We start from the raw sequence: 20,796 nt of genomic DNA on the forward strand, positions 1-20,796 counted from the left end.
TTCCTCCGCCAGCCCCGCCGCGGACTCCAGCGGATGGAAATCCTCGCCACCACGGAGCAAACCGAACACCTGCTCACGGCGATGAACACCGCCACCAACCCCCGCACCCAACCAGGCGAGCAGGACCTGGACCAGCGGACCCGCCCGCAGCAGCTCCTCGACGGCCTCGTCGGCGCCTGCAAAGCAGCCCTGACCACCGGGGCGCTCCCGGCTGCGGGCGGGCTCCGGCCCCAGGTTATGGTCACCATCGACTACCGCGACCTCCTCGACCGGCTGAAGAACCTCGAGCACGCCACCTCGGCCTCAGGCACCATCGAGAGGACCGGCACCGCCCGCATCCCCGGCACAGGCTCGTTCACGTTCACCGGTCCCGTCACCGCCGCCACCGTCCGCAAGATCGCCTGCGACGCGGACATCATCCCCGTCCTCCTCGGCAGCCAGGGCCGGATCCTGGACATCGGCCGCACCACCCGGGTCTTCCCGCCCCACATCCGCAAAGCCCTCACCGCCCGCGACCAGGGCTGCGCCTTCCCCGGCTGCACCATCCCCGCCCCGTGGTGCGAAGCCCACCACATCACCTACTGGTCACACGGCGGAACCACCAGCACAGACAACGGCGCCCTGCTCTGCAGCCATCACCACCACCTGATCCACAAGGAACAGTGGCAGATCCACGTCAAAACCGGGATCCCCTGGTTCACCCCGCCACCCCACATCGACCCACGACAGGTCCCGCGAAGAAACAACTACTTCAGACTCGAGTGACCCTGTCGTGCTCTGACGGAGTGCCGAAATGTATTTCACTCATTGGAAAGCCTGACACCCCGACCCTTCGTTTGAGGGCATGCTGGTGACCACGCCACGGCGAAGCTCCGGACTGGAAAGAAGGAACCAATGTCCCTCAGCGTTGAGGAAATGAATACACAACTCCCGGTGGCGAACGCGCTGCCCGGCGAGGTTGTCCCCTACTACATGGCTTCCGGCGAGGGCGCCCGGTACGAAATCAACGGGCAGCTTGTCACCGTCATCGCCCGTTCGGCGGACACCGGCGGCATCTTCAGTGCCGCCTACGTCTCGGGCGGGATGGGGGCCGAATCTCCCTTCGTCAGCCACAAGGTGGAGCACAAGACCTTGTACGTCTTCGACGGCATCCTGCACGTCTGGCTGCCCGGCGAAAGCCGCATCCTCACGCCCGGCGACTCCGTAGTCATTCCTCCAGGAACCCCGCACGCCTACCGCATGGCCAGCCACTACACACGGTTCCTGAACTGGATGACCCCCGGCGGGGCCGAGGCCTACTACGAACGCGTCGGCACCCCCATCGATTCGCATGTTCCGCCGGTGCGCGCGGGCCACAAACGCAGCGCACAGGAGCAGACGGAAGTGGGGGCCGAGTTCGGCATCACGTTCCCGGACGTGCAGCGCGTTGCGCCTACCTTCCAGCAGGACGCCGGCCTTCCGCCCATCCAGAGCCCGTACTTCCTCAGTGCGGGCGAAGGTGAACGCCTGGTCAGCTATCAGACCATGTTCACCTACCTCTCAAGGCCGGCGAACACCGGCTCAAACTACTTCGCAGTGCACACCAAGGGAGCCAAGTCGCCCTACATTCCGCTGCACTTCCACTCGGAGCACACCGAGAACTTCCTGTGCACGGAGGGTCGGATGTGGCTCTACGCCAACGGCCGCGAGATGCTCCTGACCAAGGGCGACTTCGTGCATGCGCCGGCCGGAACCGTCCACTCCTTCGCGTTCGACTCCCACAACACCCAGATGGTGGGCTTCCTGACGCCGTCGGTCTTCAACGGCTTCTTTGAGTACTTCAACAAGCCCACCGAGGATTACATGTACACCGAAGGCGGGACACCGTACATGGACATGGAAGGCTTCGGCCGCGCCCAGGCGGAGATGGACCTGACCGTCGTCGGTCCCCCGCCGCAGCGTCGCACGGCCCTGGACATCTGAGAAGAACCAACGAACGCCAATGGCCCGGACTTCCGAAAGGAGGTCCGGGCCATTTCTGGTTCCGGGGGGTCATCGATTGCTCCGTACGCGCCTTTTTCGCCCCGGAAAACGGCTGTTACGGAGCAATCGATGGGTATTGGCGCACCAGTTCGCGGCCGTAATCGTTGCCGTTGGGCGTGCGCAGGACCGTGTGCATGTGGAACGGCGCCGGCTCGTCGTTGCTGAGGAAGACCCCCGTGTGGTGGTCCAGCTCCATCACCACCACCGGGCTCTGCAGCCGGAAGTAGAAGGCCTCCTGCCCCTGCCAGCCGCCGATCCAGCTGAACCAGCTCTCGCCGTAGTGCTCCCGGATCTCCCTGCGCCGCGCAGCCCTGGGTCCGTCCGGCAGGTATGCGATGAAATCCTCCACCACGTCATCCAGCACGGCTAGCGCCTCGGGCGGCATCGAGCCGACCGCAATGCCCTCATAGGGAATCACCCGGTTGTCCTGGAAGCAGCCGCCCAGATGGCGTTCATCCCCGGGGTGGATCCGACCCTCAGGCATGGCCGGGTCCACCATCGCGTCATACACCGTTGCTTCCTTTCGGAGCCTGTCCGGCAGGGCACCCATCAGTTTCCGGGCCAGCGCGATGCGTTCCTTGAAGACCTTGACGCCCCGGTGCGGACCGGCGTCGATGACGTCGGGTTCCGCTCCGAGGAACACGGGCGAGATCACCAGCTGCGTGCCCGCGACCAAACAGTTGAGCGCCACGTGGTGGCCGAAGAGCTGCCAGCCCCAAGGTTCCGTCTCGGACGGCTCACCGAACAGGGCGAAGTTGTAGCTGAACTCATTCATCAGCAGCGGAAGCTCCACCAGTTCACCCAGGAATCCGTTGATCCGCATGAGGTTCCTGGCTAGTTCGAAACCGGCAGGGCTCAGGCTCGCCTCCACCACGGCCAGCGCGGCATCCCGGACCGGGGCGTCCAGTTCATCAAGGCGCAGTCCGGTGTCGTGCTGCATGAACTCGGGGTTCGCCCAGCTCTGCCACTCGTGGGCGTACACGCCGTAGCTCAACCGGGAGACTTCATCGAGGGTTGCAGCAGACAGCAGCTTCCGGCCGGCTGCCACCATCGCCGCTGTGGGCGCTTCTTCGCCGGCCCTGGCCGGTTCGAGCGGATAGAGCCCCGAGCGTGGGACGCCGTCGTTCGTTATCCCCCTGAAAGGTTCCGGGTAGAGCACGTCCCAGCCCTTGATCATGGGGCCGGCAAAGGAGTCGGTTTTGGCCGCTTCGGCGTAGTCCCGGGCGGTGAGGCCGCGGATCCCTGCCACCCGCGGATGGTCCGGAGCGAACAGGAATTCACGGAATGACGGCGCTGACACGGGAGTCCCTTTCGGTGGGCTGCGATGGGTTGTGCTGCGATGGGTTGTGCTCGAAAGAATGCCGGGGCGCTGCGCTCCAGCCGGCGGCCACGGCTAGCGCTGCCGCGGCAGCCTCAGCGGACGTACCGCGCCAGGCAACGTGCTGGTCCGGACGGACCAGCACCGCGTCGGCTCCCCACAGGTCCGCCATCGGCGTCCCGTCGTCGGAAGGCCCGACGGCGGTGATGGTCACCGGGATGCCCTGCCGGGCCGCAGCATGGACGACCGGCGCAAAAACCTGAACCTCAGGCACACCGCCCAGGGCGGCGGCGTCGGCCAGGAGGGTGAAGCCTGTGCCAAGGAGGCTGTAGAGGGAGGTGGAGTCATCCAACCAGGCGTGCGGCAGCAGGGCCCCAGGGCTGGCCGAAGCGACGTACCGGATGGGGTCCTCAGCGGGAACCGGCGAACCGTCAGGCACCACGAGGGGCGAATCCGCGTAGGCGTAGCCGAGGACCAGTCCCAGCGAATCGAACTCGCTCTTTTTGACCGCGAGCGCCCCGTAAGCCGCCTGCCTGGCCTGGATGCCGTCGCCGCCGGCGCTGCGCAGGGCCGGATCAGCGAAATGGTAGGCGAGCGCCTCGCCGTTGGTGGCGGCGTCGCGGATGGTCCGCGCCGCCACCGGACGGCGTTCGAGCCCGTAACTGGCCAGGAGTTCCGGGCCGCCCCACCCTCCCAGGCTGGCCGCGATCTTCCACGCAAGGTTCGCTGCATCGCCGATGCACGTGTTGAAGCCGTGCCCGCCCCACGGTGGATTCAGGTGCGCTGCGTCGCCCACCAGGAACACGCCGTCGCGGCCGTAGTCGGGGGCAAGAAGCATGCGGGCGGTCCAGGGATCGGTGGCCACCACGTCGACGTCCACCTCTGTGCCCACCAGTTCGCGGACCATGGCGACGGCGGCGTCATCCGCCAGCGCGGCCGCAGCCTCTGCGTCCACGCCCTGCACGATGGCCCACCACGTATCGGCCAGGTCCATCCGGCCCACCATTCCGGCGGTTTCCCCTCCCACCACCCAGTACTGGACGGCAGGTGGCAGCGCGATCCTGGGGCCAAGGTCCTTCGAGCGGAACATGATGCTGATGTTGGACAGCTCCGCGGAACCGCCTTCCAGGCGGATGCCCAGGCCGCGGCGCACGGCGGAGGAACCGCCGTCGGCCCCGACCACAAAGTCGGCGGTGATGGTGCGGGTCCGTCCGGTATCGTCCGCGACCACGACGGCGGTTCCGGTACTGGCGGTTCCGGAAGGAACCGACCCTGAACTACCACTTCCGGAATTAACACTGACGTCCTGCACATGCCACCCGGTCAGCAAGGTAACCAACGGGGCCTCGGACACCGCAGCGCGGAGGACCTCCTCCAAAACGGGCTGCGGAACCTGCTGGCCGCATTCGGGCTGCGGCCCGTAGCGGCCCGGCACCAGCTGGAACGCGTGCCGGAACGTCCGGATTTCATGGGCCGCGGGACCGGCCAGGCCGGTGCAGAAGGTGACGTCCTGGGCGTAGTCCACGGGAAGCGGTGCCGCGGCGCGGAGTGCGTCCGCCAGCCCCAGCCGGCGGAGGTGCGTCATGGTGCGGGCGTTGGTGGTCTTGGCCCGGGTCCGGGCCGGATCCACGGTGGTCCGTGGCTCGATCACCGTGCTCGGGATACCGCGGGATGCGAGGTCCAGCGAGAGGAAGAGTCCACTGGGGCCGCCGCCGGAGATCAGGACCTGCACCTCCTCCGGCAGCGTGTCAGGAGAGGCGGTTTCCAGGGTGACCATCAGGCACGGCCACGGAGCGAGATGTCGCCGACGGGAGTAGTGAGCGTGCCGAGGCGGTCGATTTCCACTTCAACGGTGTCGCCCGGCTGCAGCAGCCACTGCGGTGTGCGGGCGTACCCCACACCCTCCGGGGTTCCGGTGGCGATCACATCGCCGGGATGGAGGGTGAGGGTCTGGCTGATCAGCGAGATGATGGCCGGCACGGAGAAGATCATGTCCCGCGTGTTGCCGTTCTGGACCTCGGTGCCGTTCACCCGCGTGCGGACCTGGAGGCCGTCACGGAGGTCGCCCACCTCGTCCCGGCTGACCAGCGGACCCAGCGGTCCGGTGAAGTCGCCGTTCTTGCCCAGGGTCCACTGCGTGGTGAGCTTCTGCGCCCGGCGGGCCGTGAGGTCGTTGAACGTGGAGTAGCCGAAGACCGCTTCGGCCGCTTCGGCCTCGTCCACGGATTCCACACGCCGGCCGACGTACGCCGCCACTTCGCCCTCCCAGTCCAGTCCCGCTTCGCCGGAGGGTACGGGCACGGGCACGTTCCCAACTGACAGCGAGGCCGTCCAGCGGCCGAACAGCGTGGGGCACGGAGGCAGGTCCTGGTCCTTGTAGCTGCCTTCCGCGGCGTGGGCTTTGTAGTTGAGGCCCACACAGATGATGCGGGCCGATGCGGGCACCAGCGGCACTTCGGTAACGCTGGCGCGCTCAAGCCAGCCGCCGTCGTCGGCTGCTGAAGCACCGGATGCTGAGGCGCCGGCAATCAGGGAGACAGACTTGTCTTGCCAGCCGGCGGCGTCCGCCCAGAACTCGCCTACGGGCGCCAGCGGGAAAACGCGGGAGTCCACCAGGGCCGCTGCCCAGGTTTCCCCGCTGTGGTTGATGCCGATGTACTGCATGTGGAGCCTTTCAGGTCTAGCCCGGGCACAAGGAATGCCGGTCAGGCTGGGGTCAAAGTCAGGAAGTGCCGGGTCAGGTGACCTGGGCTTGCCTGCGGAAGAAATCGATGGTGGCGTCCAGGACCTTCTGCGCCGCGGCCGGGCTTTTGTCCGGAAGCGACCACATGTGGTCGGCGCCTTCAATGAGGAGAAGTTCGACGTCGGCGCCAGCGGCTTCCAGCGCCGCGGCGAACGTGGCGGCCTGGGCTGGCGGGACGAACCGGTCGGCGGTGCCATGGGCCAGGAAGAACGGTGGTGCATGGCTGCCCACGTAACTCAGCGGGCTCGCAGCAGCCGCCATGCCCGGGGCATCCGCGGGCTGCGCTCCGAGGAGGAGCGCTTCGCGGGAACCGGGGTCGTCCGCCGTTGCCACGGCATCCGGCAGGGCCTGGCTGCCCATCCGGACAAGGTCGGTGGGCGGGTACCAGGCGGCGACGGCAGCAACAGGTTTCACACCGGACGCCTGGGCCCCCGCACCGGCGCCGGAACCGTCCGCCCCGAGGCCCACAAGACAGGCCAGATGCCCGCCGGCGGAATCCCCCCAGGCAAAAATCCTGCCCGGGTCCACGTTGAACTCAGCCGAGTGGTTCCGGAGCCAGGCGACGGCGGCTGTGGCATCCTCGAGCTGTGCCGGAAACACGGCCTGCGAGGACGGGCGATAGTCCGCCGACACCACGGCAAACCCTGCCGCGGCCAGACGCTCGAAGGGTGCCAGCGCAAAGGCGTCGGTCACCGGGCCGAGGGAGGAACGCTCCCCCATGCGCCAGCCGCCGCCGTGAAAATGTACGACGGCCGGCACCGGACCCCCGGAGCCGGCCCGGGAGGTTCCTGCCGCCGGCAGGTAGAGGTCCAGCAGCAACGGCAATCCGCCGGGACGTGAAAACTCGATCCCCCTCAGGACTTGTCCAGCAGTCATCAATGACTCCATCCGTTGCCATGGCCGGAATCAGGAACGATCCGGCATCTTCTTCCCTAAGCCTGCTGGACGGAAGCCCCGGCGGAAACGGGAAATTCCAATCATTGAAATGGCTTCGCCGACGCCACTTCATCGGCCAGGAACTGCAGGCCGCGCTGCACGATGCGCAGCCCCGCCGAGTGGTTGAGGTAGCCGTGCGTGGCGCCCGGTTCCACGCGCGCCTCCACGGCGATCCCGGCGGCCCGCAGACCGTCAACGAACAACTCGCCGGAGTAGCGCAGGTCATCGTATTCGCACACCAGGACGGCTGCAGGCGGCAGGCCGGCCGGGTCCGCATAACCGGGCATGGCATAGGAGGACGCCATCAGGATGGGACCTCCGATGTAGTTCTCCACCATGGCGCGGCAATCGTCCGCCGTGAAGCGGAGGATCCGCGGAAGACCGGCCATGGCCGCGGCCCCCGGATCCCCTGGCTCCGGCAGCTCCGCGTGCAGGAAGGGGTAGGCGAGCACCAGCTTCGCGGGCAGCCGGCCTCCCGCATCCTTCAGAAACAGGGCAGCCCCGACGGCAAGGTTGCCGCCGGCGCTGGCTCCGCCCAGGCAGAGGGTCCGGGGGTCAGCCCCCAGCTCCGCGGCGTGCTCCACGGCCCACAGCCAGGCTGCAAGGACATCCTCGTGCGGCACCGGAAAATGCACCCCGCCGCGGGCCAGCCGGTAGTCCACGGACAGCACCACCCCGCCCGTCCTGTCGGCCATTTCCCGCGCCAGCTGGTCCGCTTCGCGCATGTCCAGGCCGCCTCCGGCGAACCCGCCACCGTGAACCCATACGAGGGCCGGAAGTCCGCCGCCTGCAGCGGCTGGCAAGTCTGCTGAAGAGTCCGACGCCAGCCCGCCGTAGATGCGTACCGGCACCGGGCCGTTGGGGCCCGGCACGTCCACGGTCCGGACCGCGACGGCAGGCGCCGCATACGGGGACTCTCCCGCACTGAAGGCCTCCAGCCGTTCCATCCCGGAGGGATCGGCAAGGAGCTCGGCGAAGGAACCGGCGCCGGCCACGTGGTGCATTAGGGCAGCCAGTTCCGGATCCACGCTCATGGCCGTGCCGCGAGTTCGGGAGCCCTGAGGGCTTCGTCAGCCGGCGTCGCCACACAGCTGAACGAATGCGTTCCGGATCCAACTTCATGGGTGGTCTCGTCAGCATCCGGCAGCACCACCGTTGCGGTGCAACCCGCCGGCACCGTCACCTCCAGGGTGAAGTCCGCGCCCGCCAGGTTCCAGCTGACCTCGGCCACACCGTACGGGGTCTCGTGCCTGGCCCGTGCCCAGGCCAGCCCGCCGCCGGGCCGGGGCCGGACCAGCAGTTTCCGGTAGCCCGGTTCAGCCGGGGCCAGCCCCGCCAGGCTGCGGTGCATCCAATCGGCCACCGCACCCAGGGCGTAGTGGTTGAAGGACGTCATTTCACCCTCGTTGATGCTCCCGTCCGGAAGCATGGAGTCCCACCGCTCCCAGATCGTGGTGGCACCCATCGTCACGGGGTAGAGCCAGGACGGGCATTCCGTCTGGAGCAGGAGGCGGTATGCCGCCGTCGAGTAGCCGTGGTCGGTCAGTGCGTCGCAGACCAGCGGTGTCCCCACGAAACCCGTGGCGATCCGGTAGCTGTCGGCTTCCACTGCCTGAGCCAGCCCGTCGGCCGCGGCAGCCCGCTCCCGGCCCTCCAGCAGTCCGAAGCTCAGTGCGACGGCGTAGGCCGTCTGGGTCGGCGGCATCAGCAGCCCGCCGCGGGAAATATAACGCTCGCGGAATACTTCGGCAGCCCGCTGCGAGAGCTCGTCCAGAGCGGCCGGGTCCTCCCCCAGCAGCACCGCGGCCTGGCAGGCCACGCGGGCCGAGTAAGCCAGGTAGGCCTGGGCCACCAGCTGCCACGGCGTCCGGGCAGCGCCTGGTTCGTTCGGGGGCGCCGCCGGATCCAGCCAGTCACCGAACTGGAAGCCCTGTTCGAACCGCAGCTCCGGTCCGGCGGCCCCGGCAGCAGCCTCCAGCCATGCGATCATTCCCGGCAGTTGCCGTCGCAGGAACTCCAGGTCGCCGGTGCGCTGGTACAGCACCCAGGGAACCAGCACGGCCGCGTCACCCCACGCGGCCATCACCGGGCGGACAGGAAACGGCGGCTTGTCGAACGTTACTTCGGGGACAACCAGCGGCGGAGGTCCGTCGGTACCTTGCTCGGCGGCCAGGTCCTTCAGCCAGGACGCTGTGAAGCCTGGGATCCGGTAGAGGAAGGACGCCGTTGCTGCGAAAATCTGGAAGTCGCCCGTCCAGCCGAGCCGCTCGTTGCGCTGCGGGCAGTCCGTTGGCACATCAACGAAGTTTCCGCGCATGCCCCACACCACGTTGGAATGGAGCTGGTTGAGCATGGGGTCGGAACATTCGAAGGAACCGGTCCGCGCCAGGTCTGAGTGAACGACGACGGCGGTGAACGCGTCCGGGTCCAGGTCACCGGGCCAGCCGGTCACCTCCACATATCGGAAGCCGTGGATGGTGAACTCAGGCTCCCAGATTTCCTCGCGGCCGCCACGCAGGATGTACCGGTCGGTCTGCTTGGCGACCCGCAGTGGCCTGGTGCCGAGTTCTCCGTGTTCCAGGACCTCGGCGTGGCGCAGGACCACCTCCGTGCCGGCCTCTCCGCTGACCCTGATGCGGATGTGTCCCACGAGGTTCTGGCCGAAGTCCAAAATGGTCTTCCCGGACGGCGTGCCCAGCACTGCGGTCACGGGAAGCTCTTCCGTCGCGCGCACCGGCGGACCGTCCGGGGCCACCAGCACCGACGCATTGAAGTCCTCCACGGCTACAGGGCCGAGCCCGGCGTCCTGGGAGTCTGCCCAGCCGCAGTCCTGCAGCCGGGCGTCATACGTTTCGCCGTTGTAGAGATCGGCGCCGAGCACCGGGCTCCTGCCAGCCAGCCAGGAGCTGTCGGTTCCGATGACCGTGATCCTGCCGCCGGCGTCGGCGATTTCCAGTTGGGCGATCGCCGACGTGCGGTCACCGTAGGTGTTGCGCTTGTCTTGGAAGCCCAGGTTGCCGCGCCACCAGCCGTCGGCAAGTTCGAGTCCGACGACATTGGTGCCGGGCTGCAGGTAGTCAGTGACGTCGTGGGTCTGGTAGCGGAGGCGGTGGTGGTAGCTGGTCCAGCCCGGCGCCAGCCGCTCGCGGCCGACGCGCCGGCCGTTGATCCAGGCCACGTAAACACCGTGGGCGCTGGCGTAGAGGCGTGCGGAGGCCACGGTGCCCGTGACTTCGAACGTGCGGCTCAGCCGGGAGGCGGGCTCGGTGTCTTCGCTGGCTTCATGCCAGGCCGGCCGGATCATGGCCGCCTGCCAGTCTGCCGGATTCAGGAGCCCGGCTTCGACGTCGGTGACGGGGCTCCATTCGGAGGGACCGCCGTCGTCGTTGCCCCACACACGGACCCGGGCGGCAACACGCTGGCGGCTCCGCAGCGGCGGTGCCGGCCACGGCTGGAGGAGCTGCTCGGCGGAATCGGTTCGACCGTAGCTGACCAGGTGGTCTTCATCAGGGCCGAGCTCGAGTTCGTAGGCGGACTGGACCCAGCCCGGTGTTTCGGAGGTGACCTGCCAGGAGAGCCGCGGCCGCTCCTCGCCGATACCAAAGGGCTCCTCATGGTGTTCAAAGCGGAGGGCTGAGGGGCTGGATGGTTGAGTCAACGTCGGCTCGATTCGTCACGAAGGGGAAGTTCAAGGGCTTCCCCCAGCGTCCCGGAATCGCCGATGGGCCCGCTAGCGGAGTTTCATTGACTGAAACCAGTGTCAGCTCAGGCAGAGGCAGAACGGGTGGCCGGCCGGGTCCAGGAAGACACGGAAGGTGGTGCCGGGCTGCGTCTCCGCCTTGGTGGCGCCCAACCTGATGGCCTCTTTTTCGCCGTCGTCCAGATCCGCCACCACCAGGTCCATGTGCATCTGCTGCGGGTGGGTCTGGCCCGGCCACTCAGGGGCCTGGTAGCCGTCCACCTGCTGGAAGGCAATGCAGTTGCTGCCGTCGTCGGGCCGGATCTCGACCCAACCGTCATCGACCCTTTCGTTCCAGCCGAGCAGGGTACCGTAAAAGCCCGCAAGGGCTCTCGGATCGGGGCAGTCGATAACAAAGCTTGGGAAGCGTGCGATAGCCATAGCGGCATGCTACCGGCCCGCCGTCGGGCCTGTCCTTAAGGCCCGCGGATCCCTAAAGCTCGCTGGCGAAAAATTCAACTGCGGTGTTGAGGATTCCGTCCAAATGGCCCTCGGCACCGAAGAAGCAGTGGTCGGCGCCCTCGATGGTGACGAGTTCGTTGCGGACGCCGGCGTCCGTCAGCGCCGCGGCCAGCAGCTCGCTTTGGGAAAGCGGGACCAGGCCGTCGCTGTCGCCGTGGATGAGCAGGAACGGTGCCGCGCCGGGGGTGACGTAGCCCAGCGGGCTGGCCGCCGCCAGAAGGTCCGGATCGGCGGTGCCGCCCACCAGCATCGGCCCCGGCTCCATGGTCATCCCCGGCGGTACGTCGGCCACGAGCGGGCCGGACATGAGGCCAGCGGGCATATCCATCGGCGGCATGTCCGGCAGCGAGGACACGCCGTAGAAGTCCACGACGGCACTGACCGCGCTGGAGTGACCCGACGCTCCGAGTCCGCCTTCCAGGTCCTCCCGGGTCCCCGTGACACCGAGCAGGGCGGCGAGGTGCCCGCCCGCGGACTCGCCCCAGGCGCCGATGCGGCCCGGGTCGATGCCCAAGACGTCGGCGTGCTCCCGGAGGTACCGGACGGCGGCCTTGAGGTCATGCAGCTGCGCCGGGAAGGGCGCTTCCAGGGCATGCCGGTAGTCAACTGTGGCGCAGGCGATGCCGGCCTCGTTCAGCAACCGGAAGACCGAGTCCTTGGGAAAGGTGGGCGGCAGCTCGCGGCGGTCACCAAGCTGGAAGGCTCCGCCGTGGATCCACACCACCACGGGAACAGGTCCTGCGGTTTCGCGCGGCAGCCAGATGTCCATCGCCAGGCGACGGAAGCCGACGGCAATGGCGTAGCTCACTTCGCGGTGCACGGTGGACACCTCCGACGCCGGCTCAGGAGTTCCCGGCGCGTGGAAGGCCGGGAAGGGAGGCGGCGCAGGCATCCGTCGCGGGGTTTCAGTGGTGGCGGTTTGGGGGGTCATCGTGCGCTCCTTGCGAGGTCCGGGTGGGCGTCAATGCCGCTTGCGGAATCGACGGCGGGCATTGCGGCGGCAAAGGTATGGGTTCCGGGTCCGACGACGGCGCCCGGTTGTCCGGGCAGGCGGACCTCCGCCGTGGTCCCGGAGGGGACGGTGGCCGTGAGCGTCAGCACGCCGTCGTCAATGATCCACTCCACTTCGATGACGCCCTGCGGGCCCCGGTGCGAGGTGCTGGCGGACGTCAGCCTGGCGCCCGGCCGGGGCTCGATGATGATCCGTTCCCAGCCCGCACTCCCCGGCGCTTGGCGCAGCCCGGCGGTGTAGCGGTGTAGGAACGAGACCACGGCGCCCTTGCTGTAGTGGTTGAGCGAGCCCGTGGCGCTGCCGTCGGCCCCGATGCCGTTCCAGTCCTCCCACATGGTGGTGGCGCCGCGGTCCACCATCACCAGCCAGGAGGGCTCAGAGTCCTGCATCAGCAGCTCATAGGCGAGGCCGGGGTGGCCGTTGTCGGCAAGCACCGGAAGCAGGTACGGCGTGGCCAGGAAGCCGGTGCCCAGGTGGGTGCCCGCCGCCCTGACCAGGCCGGCGAGCTGGTCCGCGACGGCGGAGCGGGCAGTGTCCGGCACGAGGTCGAAGGCGAGCGCCCGCACGTAGTTGGCCTGGGTACCGCCGTCGAGCGTTTGGTTGGATACCGTTCCGTCAGCCCGCAGGTATTCCTGCTGCCACGCCCGGCGGACGTGCCCGGAAAGATCCCGAAGCCCGCGGGCTTCGTCATCCCGGCCCAGGACGTCAGCAACCCTGGCCATGACGGCGGAGGAGTGCCGGTAGTAGGCGGTGGCCACGATGCCGTTGTCCGCGGCGCGGGAGGCGAAGAGGTCCGGAGCCGGGCCGCCGGGTTCCATCCACTCCCCGAAATGGAAGCCGGTGTCCCAGAGGTACTGCTCATGCTCCCCGGGGCTGGGGCGGCCGGCTGCCCTGGCCGGGTGCCTGGTCCCCTCCGCGGCGCTTCGGATGAAGCCCAGCCAGCGGTTCATGGCGTCCCAGTTCTCTGCCAGGATGCCTGTGTCACCCGTGGCCAGATAAAGTTCCCAGGGCACCATGACGATCGCATCCCCCCACCCCGCGGACCCGTTGGTGAAGGCCATGAACTCGGCACCGGTGACGTCCGGTCCGGGCGACGGTGAGATGTTGGCGATCACCCCGTTGTCCCACTGGTCGGCACGGACATCGTTGAGCCACTTCCGCGAAAAGCCGGCCACGTCGTAGAGGTAGGCGGCTGTGGGCACAAAGAGCTGCCAGTCGCCGGTCCACCCGGCCTTTTCACGCTGCGGGCAGTCGGTGGGCACTTCGCAGGCGTTGTCCCGGAAGCTCCATTCGACGATCTCATGCAGCTTGTTGAGCCGGCCATCGCTGCAGCTGAAGGAGCCCAGGCGTTCCAGGTCCGTCTGGACCATGCAGCCCACGACGTCCGCCCGCTCCAGCGTGTCGGCCAGGCCGCGGACGGAGACGTAGCGGAAGCCATGGACGGTATGGCGCGGCTCGAAGACCCCGCCCGGAACACCGTCGGAGACCACCGAGTCCACCTGCCCGGCTGCCAGGAACTGGCCGGGCCTTTTGAAGTCGATGGGGCGGAGGTGGTCCTGGGTGACGTCGCCGTCGTCGTCGAGCGCTTCCCCATACACCAAAGTCACCTCGGCGCCCGGGGCGCCAAGCCGGCTCAGTCGCACCCAGCCGTTGATGTTCTGTCCCAGGTCCACGATCTGGTTGCCGCCGGTCAGGCGGGTGATGGACACCGGGGCGAGTTCCTCCACGATCCGGGTGGGCGGTGCCACCGGGCCGGTCAGAGTGCTGAAGCTGCCTTCCCGCAGGACGGCGGCCCGGGCGGCCTCACCCTGAACAGTCGCTGTCCGGAGGTCCACGCGCTGGCCTTCCATCAGGTCCGCAGAGAGGATCTCCGTCGCAGAAACAAGCCACGACCCGTCAGTGCCGATGACCGTCCGTCCTCCCCCGGACTCAATTTCCAACTGCGCCAGGAAAGCAGTCTGCGTTCCGTACAAGTCGGCGTCGCGCGTGAACCCGAACGCCCCGCGGAACCAGCCGTCCGTCAGGACCGACCGCACGGTGTTAGTGCCGGGGCGCAGCAGGTGCGCAATGTCGAACGTCTGGACCTGCAGGGTGGTGTGATAGCTCGTGGAGCCGGGGGTCAGCTGCTGGTCCCCCACCCGGTGGCCGTTGAGGAAGAGCTCATAGATGCCGTGCGCGGTGGCGTAGGCCCGCGCAAAGTCGGGTGCGGCGTCCAGGGTGAAGTCGCGGTGCAGGGCATACCCGGGGCGGCGGCCCGGTGCCGGAATCTCGGATTCATCGGGTCCGATCCACCGGGCGCTCCAGTCCGAGGCGTTCAACAGGCCCAGCTCCACGGCCACCGGTTCGGACCAGCCGGACAGTACCTCGGTGCCGTCCGCGGCCGCGTTCCAGCTCCGGACCCTCCAGTCGAAGCGGTCGCGGGAACCAAGGTCAGGCCCGCCGTAGGGCACGAAGCTGTGCAGGCTGGAGTCCACGCGCCCGGTGTCCCAGCCGTTGCTCGTGCTGAGCTGGTAGGCCGTCTGCCGGACCGTGCCGTGTGGCGGCGTCCAGCTGAACCGCGGGGCGGTGTTGGTGATGCCGAAGGCCTGGCTCAGATTTTCGGTCCGGAGGCGGGCGGGCTGAACGGATGCGTGATGTTTAGGCAACAGTGCCCCTTTCAGGCGTAATGGCAGGCGACGTCCGATGCACCGACGCGGCGGAGCGCGGGCCGTTCGGAGGTGCACAGCTCCGTTGCCAGCGGGCACCGCTGGCTGAAGGGACATCCGCCCGGCGACGCCGGCACCGCGGCGGCAGTGCGAACCCCAAGGGCCTCGCGGACAGCACGGCGTTGGGCCTGCTCTGCCGGCCTCGGCACGGGGGAAGCTGCCACCAGGGCCTGGGTGAACGGGTGTTTGGGCGCCTCCGTCACGGCGGCCGCAGGGCCGCTCTCCATCACCTGGCCGCGGTAGAGGACCACCACGCGCTGGGCCAGGAACTGCACCACCGAAATGTCGTGGGCGATGAACAGGTAGCTCAGGCCGCGTTCGTCCCGGAGGTCTGCCAGCAGGTTGAGCACCTGGGCCTGGGTGGAAAGGTCCAGGGCGCTGACCGCTTCGTCGCAGACCACCAGCCGGGGGTCGCAGATCAGGGCCCGCGCCACCGCGATGCGCTGGCGCTGGCCGCCGGAGAACTGGCTGGGATAGCGGTCCACTGCTTCGCGGGGCAGCCCGACGCGTTCCAGCATGGCCTCGGCCTTGTCCCGGGCTTCAAGGGCAGTGGCTCCGCGGAGTCGCAGCGGTTCGGCAAGCGAAGCACCAATGGTCTGGCGCGGATTCAGCGAGGAATTGGGGTCCTGGAAGACGGCCCGGAGTTCTCCGCCCAGGGCGCGGCGCTCTGCAGCTCCGGCGCGGGTGATGTCCTTGCCCTGGAAGGTGATGGTGCCGCCGGCGCTCTTCTGGAGGCCCAGAATGGCTTTGCCGATGGTGGACTTTCCGGAACCTGACTCCCCCACCAGGCCCACGGTCTCGCCGGGGAGGATGCTGAAACTCACCCCGTCCACCGCTGCCGGCACCGCCGCAGCTTTCCGCCCGCGGCCGTAGCGGACCACCAGGTCCTTGACTTCCAGCATGGGCTGCTCCGGCGCAACCGCCGCTGTGTCCTGCCGTTCTGCCGTCTCGATGCTCATGCCAGGTCCTTTTCAACGATTTTCAGTACTCGGTGCGTGGGCACTTCGGTGGCAAGCCACTCGAGGCCTTCCACGGCCAGTTCGTCGGCTTTGACGCAGCGGACCAGCCCGTCCTCCGAGCCGGAGGCCAGCAGCGGCACCGGGGTGGCACAGGCCGATCCGGCGAACTGGCAGCGGGCCGCAAAGCGGCAGCCGGCGGGCCAGTCCTTGGGCTGCGGCACCTGGCCGCTGATGGTGGCCAGCCGGTCAGGCATGTCAGCCGCGGAGTTGGCATGCGGGTCCGCGGCAAGGAGCGCCAGCGTGTAGGGGTGGCGGGGGTTGTCCAGGATGTTGGCGGTCCGGCCGCTTTCCACCACCTGGCCGGCGTACATGACGGCGACGTTGTCGCAGATGTCCGCCACGACGCCGAGGTCGTGCGTCACCATCACCACCGACATGCCGGTGTCCTTCACCAGCGAGCGGAGCAGGGACAGGATTTCCGCCTGGACCGTGACATCCAGCGCGGTGGTGGGCTCATCGGCCACCAGCAGCCGGGGCCGTCCGGAGAGGGCCAGGGCGATGGCCACGCGCTGGGCCATGCCGCCGCTGATCTGGTGCGGGTAGGTCTTGAGGATGCGTTCGGCATCCACGATGCCCACCTTTTCCAGCAGGGTGTGGGCTTCCTTCCGGGCGTCCGCCTTGCCCATTTTCCGGAGGCGCCGGATGGCGGAGGTGAGCTGGTAACCCACGGTGAACATGGGGTCCAGGGCCCGCATGGGTTCCTGCGAGATCAGTGCGATGTCACGGCCGCGGATGGCTTCCATCTCCCGGTCGGTGGCGGCAGCCAGGTTCTTGCCGTTCCAGAGGATCTGGCCGCCCGTTGCGGCCACCCCGGAGGGCAGCAGGCCGAGCAGCGACAGCGCGGTCATGGTCTTGCCGCACCCGGATTCGCCGACGAGCCCCAGGACGGTTCCCTGTTCGACGTCGAACGAGACGTCCGTGACCAGGCGAGGACCGCCGTCGACCCCTACTGACAGTTCGCGGACGCTGAGCTGTCCGTTCGCGGGTGCGGCGTCAGAGTCGGCAGCCGGATTAGCGGAGGGAGAAGTGGCGGCGCCAACGGCAGCGCCGACGGCGGCTACGGCACGAGCCCGCTGGCGGCGGGCTGCCGCCGACGGCAGGTGGGAGGCGGTGGTGTTGGGCGCCTTGCCCAGGCCGTTGCCGATAGCGTTGGCGGCCAGGACGGTGAGGGCCAGCACGGCGCCGGTGGGGACCATCAGCCACGGGGCATCGTAGACGTGCTGCGAGGCGCCCTGGATCATGCCGCCCCAGCTGGGCTGCGGAATGGGCGGGCCGAAACCGATGAACGCCAGGCCCGCCTGGATGAGCATGCCGACGGCGAAAATGAGGGCGGACTGCACCACGATGGTGTTCGTCAGGCCGGGCAGGACGTGCCGGAGGCTGATGCCCAGCGTGCTGACGCCGTCAACCTTGGCGGCGTCCACGTAGAGCTGGGACTGCAGGGACTTCGCCTGGCCGAGGATCACGCGGTAGATTCCGGCGGAGATGAGGATACCCAGGATCGCCATGATCAGCGGAATATTGGTCCCCACTGCGCCGATGACGGCCAGGATGATCACCGTGCCGGGCAGGGACATCATGATTTCGGTGACGCGGCTGATGACCGCTTCGACGCGTTCGCCGGCGGCGGCCGCCAGCATGGCTAGGACCGTTCCAAGCCCGACGCCGACAATCACCGTGATCAGTGAGGTTCCGAGGGTGCCTGCGGCGGCAGCGAAAATGCGGCTGAGGAGGTCCCGGCCGAGTTCGTCGGTACCGAGCCAGTGGGCCGCGGTGGGGCCGGACAGGACTGCGGTGAAGTCTTGGTCTTCGGTCTTGTACGGCAGCCACCACTGGGCAGTCAGCGATGCGGCCACCAGGGCCGCCAGCCAGAAAACGCCCGCCACGCCGCCCGGAGAAGCGAAGAGGCGGTGGGCGGAAAACCTGGCCAGGGCGTTCTTGCGCTGGAGCGGGGCGGGGGCGACGGAGGGGATCATGAGGCACGCAACTTCGGATCGAGGAACTTGGTGGCGAGTTCCAGCACCAGGTTCACGGCCACCACTACAACGGTGGCGATGACCACCACGCCCTGCACGGACGGGGCATCGTGGGTGCTGACGGAGTTCTGGACTGCCTGGCCCAGGCCCGGCATGGCGAACAGTTGCTCCGCGATGACGGAGCCCCCGAACAGTCCGATGAACTGCAGGGCGATGCCGGCCACGATGGGGAGGCTGGCGTAGCGGAGGGCGTGGATGTAGAGGATCTTCCACGTGGGCGTGGCAGTCGCGCGGAGCGTACGGATGTGTTCCTGCTGCAACGCCTCAAGCATGGAAGCCCGGGTCTGGCGGGCGATGAACGCCGCACCGCCTACGGCCAGGGTGATCACCGGCAGCGCCAGGGACATGGCCCAATCCTGGGGCGAGGCTTCGAAGGGAACGTAGCCGGTGGCGGGAAAGACCGAGGACTGGACGGCGAAGAGGTACACAAAGATGATGCCGATCCAGAACGCGGGCAGAGCCACAAGGAGCCCGACAAAGCCTCCAATGGCCTGATCCAGGAAGCCGCCGCGCACAGCGGCGGTCACGCCGAGGAGGATGCCCAGCACAGCGCTCAGGACAGTCGCGCCTGCCGCGAGCGACGCGGTCACCGGGAGCCTGTTGGCCAGGTCAGCGGACACGGAGCGGCCATCGATGAGGGAGACACCGAGATTGCCCTGGACCGCGTCACCCAGCCAGCGGAAGAACTGGACCAGAAGCGGATCGTTCCACCCAAGACGCCGGTTCACCTCATCAATCGCATCCTGGGAAGCTCCGGCCCCGAGCGAAACCGCTCCGGGACTGCCGGGCATTGCGTGCACCAGCAGGAATGCCAGCACCGCGACCACCAGCACGGTGGCGAGCGCCATCAGCAGGCGCTTGGTAATGAATAGTGCCATGGTGACCTCCATCGGTCAGGATCTGCCGGGGTGCCCTCCGTTGCGCGCGGGCACCCCGGCAGAGCCGGTAATCGGCAGGTTCGGGTGTTAGCTGGCCGGTGCGTAGGACGAGAGCAGCGGGTACGCGTTGGTACCGGCGAACTCCACCTGCTTGATTTTCTTGGTGTTGTAGCCCTGGTTAGTCAGTGCTTCATAGAGCGGGATCATCCAGCCGGATTCCACCAACCGGGTGTTCAGTTTGGTCAGCGCAGCCTTGCTCGCGGCATCATCCTTCGCGGCCGCAGCCTCGCCGGTGGCGGCGCTCAACTGGTCGTCGGTGGCCTTCTGCACGTTCGTGAATCCGTTGAGGATCGCTCCGTACATCACGCCCACCGGGTTGTCCCAGTTCAGCGGTGCGTAGCCCAGCGGAGTGGTTGCCACCGCGGCAAACGCTTCATCCGTGGAGGCGGCCATCTTGACGTTCATGGTGATTCCGACGGCGGCAAGGTCCTTCTGGACTGCCTGCAGGTCCGTCTGGGTCTGGGCGCTGGCGATGATGGTGAATTCGAACCCGTTCGCAAAGCCGGCTTCGGCCAGCAGGCTCTTGGCCTTCGCCGGATCGTAGGCGAACGCGGTCTCCAGGTCCTGGCTGAAACCTGCGGAATCCTTGGGCAGGGCATTCCACGCGGGGATATCACCCTTGTGCAGGGCATCCACCAGGGCCTTGCGGTTGATGGCGTGCTGGATGGCCTGGCGCACCTTTTCGCTGGCGAAGGCCGGGGCTGTCTTGCCGGTCTTGTCGAAGGAAATCATGGTGTTGACCGTGCCGCCGATCTGGGACACCCCAACACCCTTGGATTTCGCGAAGTCAACGGTAGATGAGGTCAGCATGGCGACGTCGGCCTGGCCGGAGACGAGGGCGTTGGCACGCGCCTGGGGATCCTGGATGACGCTGAAGATGACCTTGGTGAAGGCATATTTCGACGCGTCCGCGCTCTTGTCGTTCTTTACCAGCACGTACTTGTTGCCCTTCACCGTGGAAGGATCCAAGGTGTAGGGACCGGAGCCGTCCGGGGTTGCGGCCAGGCTCGCGGTGTCGGTGACGCCGGTCTTGCCAACGATCACGCCGGTGGTGGAGGCCAGGTTCTTCTCGAACCCTGGCTGCGCCTTCGCGAACGTGAGGGAGACCTGCGTGGGGCTAACGACGTCAACGGAAGTGATCTCCTGGGCGCCGCCCTTGGCGACTGCGGAGTATGCGCTCAGCGCGGGGTCGGACCGGCGGTCCAGGTTTGCCTTGACCAGGTCGGCGTCGAGCTTTGACCCGTCCGTGAACGTCACGCCGTCCTTGAGCGTCAGTGTCAGGACGGTGTTGTCTGCGTTGTAGCTGAACTCCTTGGCAAGTCCCGGTCCTGCGGAGCCGTCCGGCTGGAGGGTCATCAGGCTGTCGTAGAGGCCCTCGAAGAACTGCCGCTGGGCCGCTGAAACACGGAGCGGATCAAATCCGAACGATGCCGAGTCGCTATCGATGGCGAGCGTCAGGGTGCTGGTGTCCGCTTTGGCAGTTGCCTGGCTCGAGCCGCCGCAGGCAGTCAACGATCCCAGGAGGAGCGCTCCGGCCAGGACGGCGGAGCTCGCTCGTACAGTGGAGTTCAGAAGTTTCATGTAGTGCGCCTTTGCATTCTGATGTGACAACGGAGGAAGCAGTTATGGGGGCCAGGCGTGTGGCCGGCTCCCCTCAAGCATCAGCGCGCGCTGTTTGATGGAGACACGAGGATTTCATTGATTGAAATACTTCTGTGGCGGGCGTCACGACCGGCGCCCGGAAGGCCGGCAGCCCCGGCGAGGAGTCTTTCAACCAATGAAATCAACTGCCCCTGGCGCGGCATTGAGCGCCGAGGATGGACAGTCAGCCCCCTGCACAGTCGCTTGGGGCTCGCATCGAAAGGA

At 67.7% G+C, this 20,796-nt stretch carries 15 protein-coding genes; 2 read left to right on the forward strand and 13 right to left on the reverse strand.

The window, feature by feature from the left end:
- Both AC07YR_RS19675 and AC07YR_RS19680 read left to right on the forward strand, forming a co-directional pair.
- Positions 1–765, forward strand: a 765-nt coding sequence (locus AC07YR_RS19675; RefSeq protein WP_494734972.1) for an HNH endonuclease signature motif containing protein, incomplete at its 5' end; no start/stop codon positions are given.
- Positions 766–894: 129 nt separating this feature from the next.
- The gene (locus AC07YR_RS19680) at positions 895–1,962 is read left to right on the forward strand and encodes a quercetin 2,3-dioxygenase (RefSeq protein WP_494734973.1); all 1,068 of its coding nucleotides are present in this window, start codon (positions 895–897) and stop codon (positions 1,960–1,962) included.
- 115 nt (positions 1,963–2,077) lie between these two features.
- Here AC07YR_RS19680 and AC07YR_RS19685 read toward each other — a convergent pair whose 3' ends face one another.
- The 13 genes from AC07YR_RS19685 to AC07YR_RS19745 all read right to left on the reverse strand — a co-directional run bounded on the left by AC07YR_RS19685 (position 2,078) and on the right by AC07YR_RS19745 (position 20,511).
- Complete coding sequence (locus AC07YR_RS19685) at positions 2,078–3,322, reverse strand: DUF3500 domain-containing protein (RefSeq protein ID WP_494734974.1); 1,245 nt, start codon at positions 3,320–3,322, stop codon at positions 2,078–2,080.
- On the reverse strand, positions 3,300–5,117 hold the full coding sequence (locus AC07YR_RS19690) for an FAD-dependent monooxygenase (RefSeq protein WP_494734975.1): 1,818 nt from the start codon (positions 5,115–5,117) through the stop codon (positions 3,300–3,302). The genes AC07YR_RS19685 and AC07YR_RS19690 overlap by 23 nt, the downstream gene beginning before the upstream one ends.
- Positions 5,117–6,004, reverse strand: coding sequence for a fumarylacetoacetate hydrolase family protein (locus tag AC07YR_RS19695; protein ID WP_436056396.1), 888 nt, complete (start codon positions 6,002–6,004; stop codon positions 5,117–5,119). The genes AC07YR_RS19690 and AC07YR_RS19695 overlap by 1 nt, the downstream gene beginning before the upstream one ends.
- A 73-nt stretch (positions 6,005–6,077) precedes the next feature.
- Positions 6,078–6,959 (reverse strand): alpha/beta hydrolase fold domain-containing protein, encoded by an 882-nt coding sequence (locus AC07YR_RS19700; RefSeq protein WP_494734976.1) that lies wholly within the window; start codon positions 6,957–6,959, stop codon positions 6,078–6,080.
- A 101-nt stretch (positions 6,960–7,060) separates the two neighbouring features.
- A complete protein-coding gene (locus AC07YR_RS19705; RefSeq protein WP_494734977.1) occupies positions 7,061–8,053 on the reverse strand; it encodes an alpha/beta hydrolase fold domain-containing protein in 993 nt (330 codons plus the stop codon).
- Entirely contained in the window at positions 8,050–10,677 is a 2,628-nt protein-coding gene (locus tag AC07YR_RS19710; RefSeq protein WP_494734978.1) for a glycoside hydrolase family 78 protein, read from the reverse strand. The genes AC07YR_RS19705 and AC07YR_RS19710 overlap by 4 nt, the downstream gene beginning before the upstream one ends.
- A 102-nt stretch (positions 10,678–10,779) precedes the next feature.
- The gene (locus AC07YR_RS19715) at positions 10,780–11,139 is read right to left on the reverse strand and encodes a VOC family protein (RefSeq protein WP_494734979.1); all 360 of its coding nucleotides are present in this window, start codon (positions 11,137–11,139) and stop codon (positions 10,780–10,782) included.
- A gap of 52 nt (positions 11,140–11,191) precedes the next feature.
- Entirely contained in the window at positions 11,192–12,151 is a 960-nt protein-coding gene (locus AC07YR_RS19720; protein ID WP_494734980.1) for an alpha/beta hydrolase fold domain-containing protein, read from the reverse strand.
- Positions 12,148–14,877, reverse strand: coding sequence for an alpha-L-rhamnosidase (locus tag AC07YR_RS19725; RefSeq protein ID WP_494734981.1), 2,730 nt, complete (start codon positions 14,875–14,877; stop codon positions 12,148–12,150). Before AC07YR_RS19725 ends, AC07YR_RS19720 begins: the two co-directional genes overlap by 4 nt.
- A gap of 11 nt (positions 14,878–14,888) precedes the next feature.
- Positions 14,889–15,896 carry an oligopeptide/dipeptide ABC transporter ATP-binding protein gene (locus AC07YR_RS19730; RefSeq protein ID WP_494734982.1) on the reverse strand — a complete coding sequence of 336 codons (1,008 nt, stop codon included), beginning with the start codon at positions 15,894–15,896 and terminating at the stop codon, positions 14,889–14,891.
- Positions 15,893–17,932 (reverse strand): dipeptide/oligopeptide/nickel ABC transporter permease/ATP-binding protein, encoded by a 2,040-nt coding sequence (locus AC07YR_RS19735; RefSeq protein WP_494734983.1) that lies wholly within the window; start codon positions 17,930–17,932, stop codon positions 15,893–15,895. Before AC07YR_RS19735 ends, AC07YR_RS19730 begins: the two co-directional genes overlap by 4 nt.
- Positions 17,929–18,882: an ABC transporter permease gene (locus AC07YR_RS19740; protein WP_436056387.1), complete on the reverse strand. Its 954-nt coding sequence runs from the start codon at positions 18,880–18,882 to the stop codon at positions 17,929–17,931. Before AC07YR_RS19740 ends, AC07YR_RS19735 begins: the two co-directional genes overlap by 4 nt.
- Before the next feature lie 75 nt (positions 18,883–18,957).
- Positions 18,958–20,511, reverse strand: a complete 1,554-nt coding sequence (locus AC07YR_RS19745) for an ABC transporter substrate-binding protein (RefSeq protein ID WP_494734984.1) — start codon at positions 20,509–20,511, stop codon at positions 18,958–18,960.
- Positions 20,512–20,796 lie beyond the last annotated feature (285 nt).

The sequence above is a fragment of the Arthrobacter sp. GW460-12-1-14-TSB2 genome (assembly GCF_059423525.1).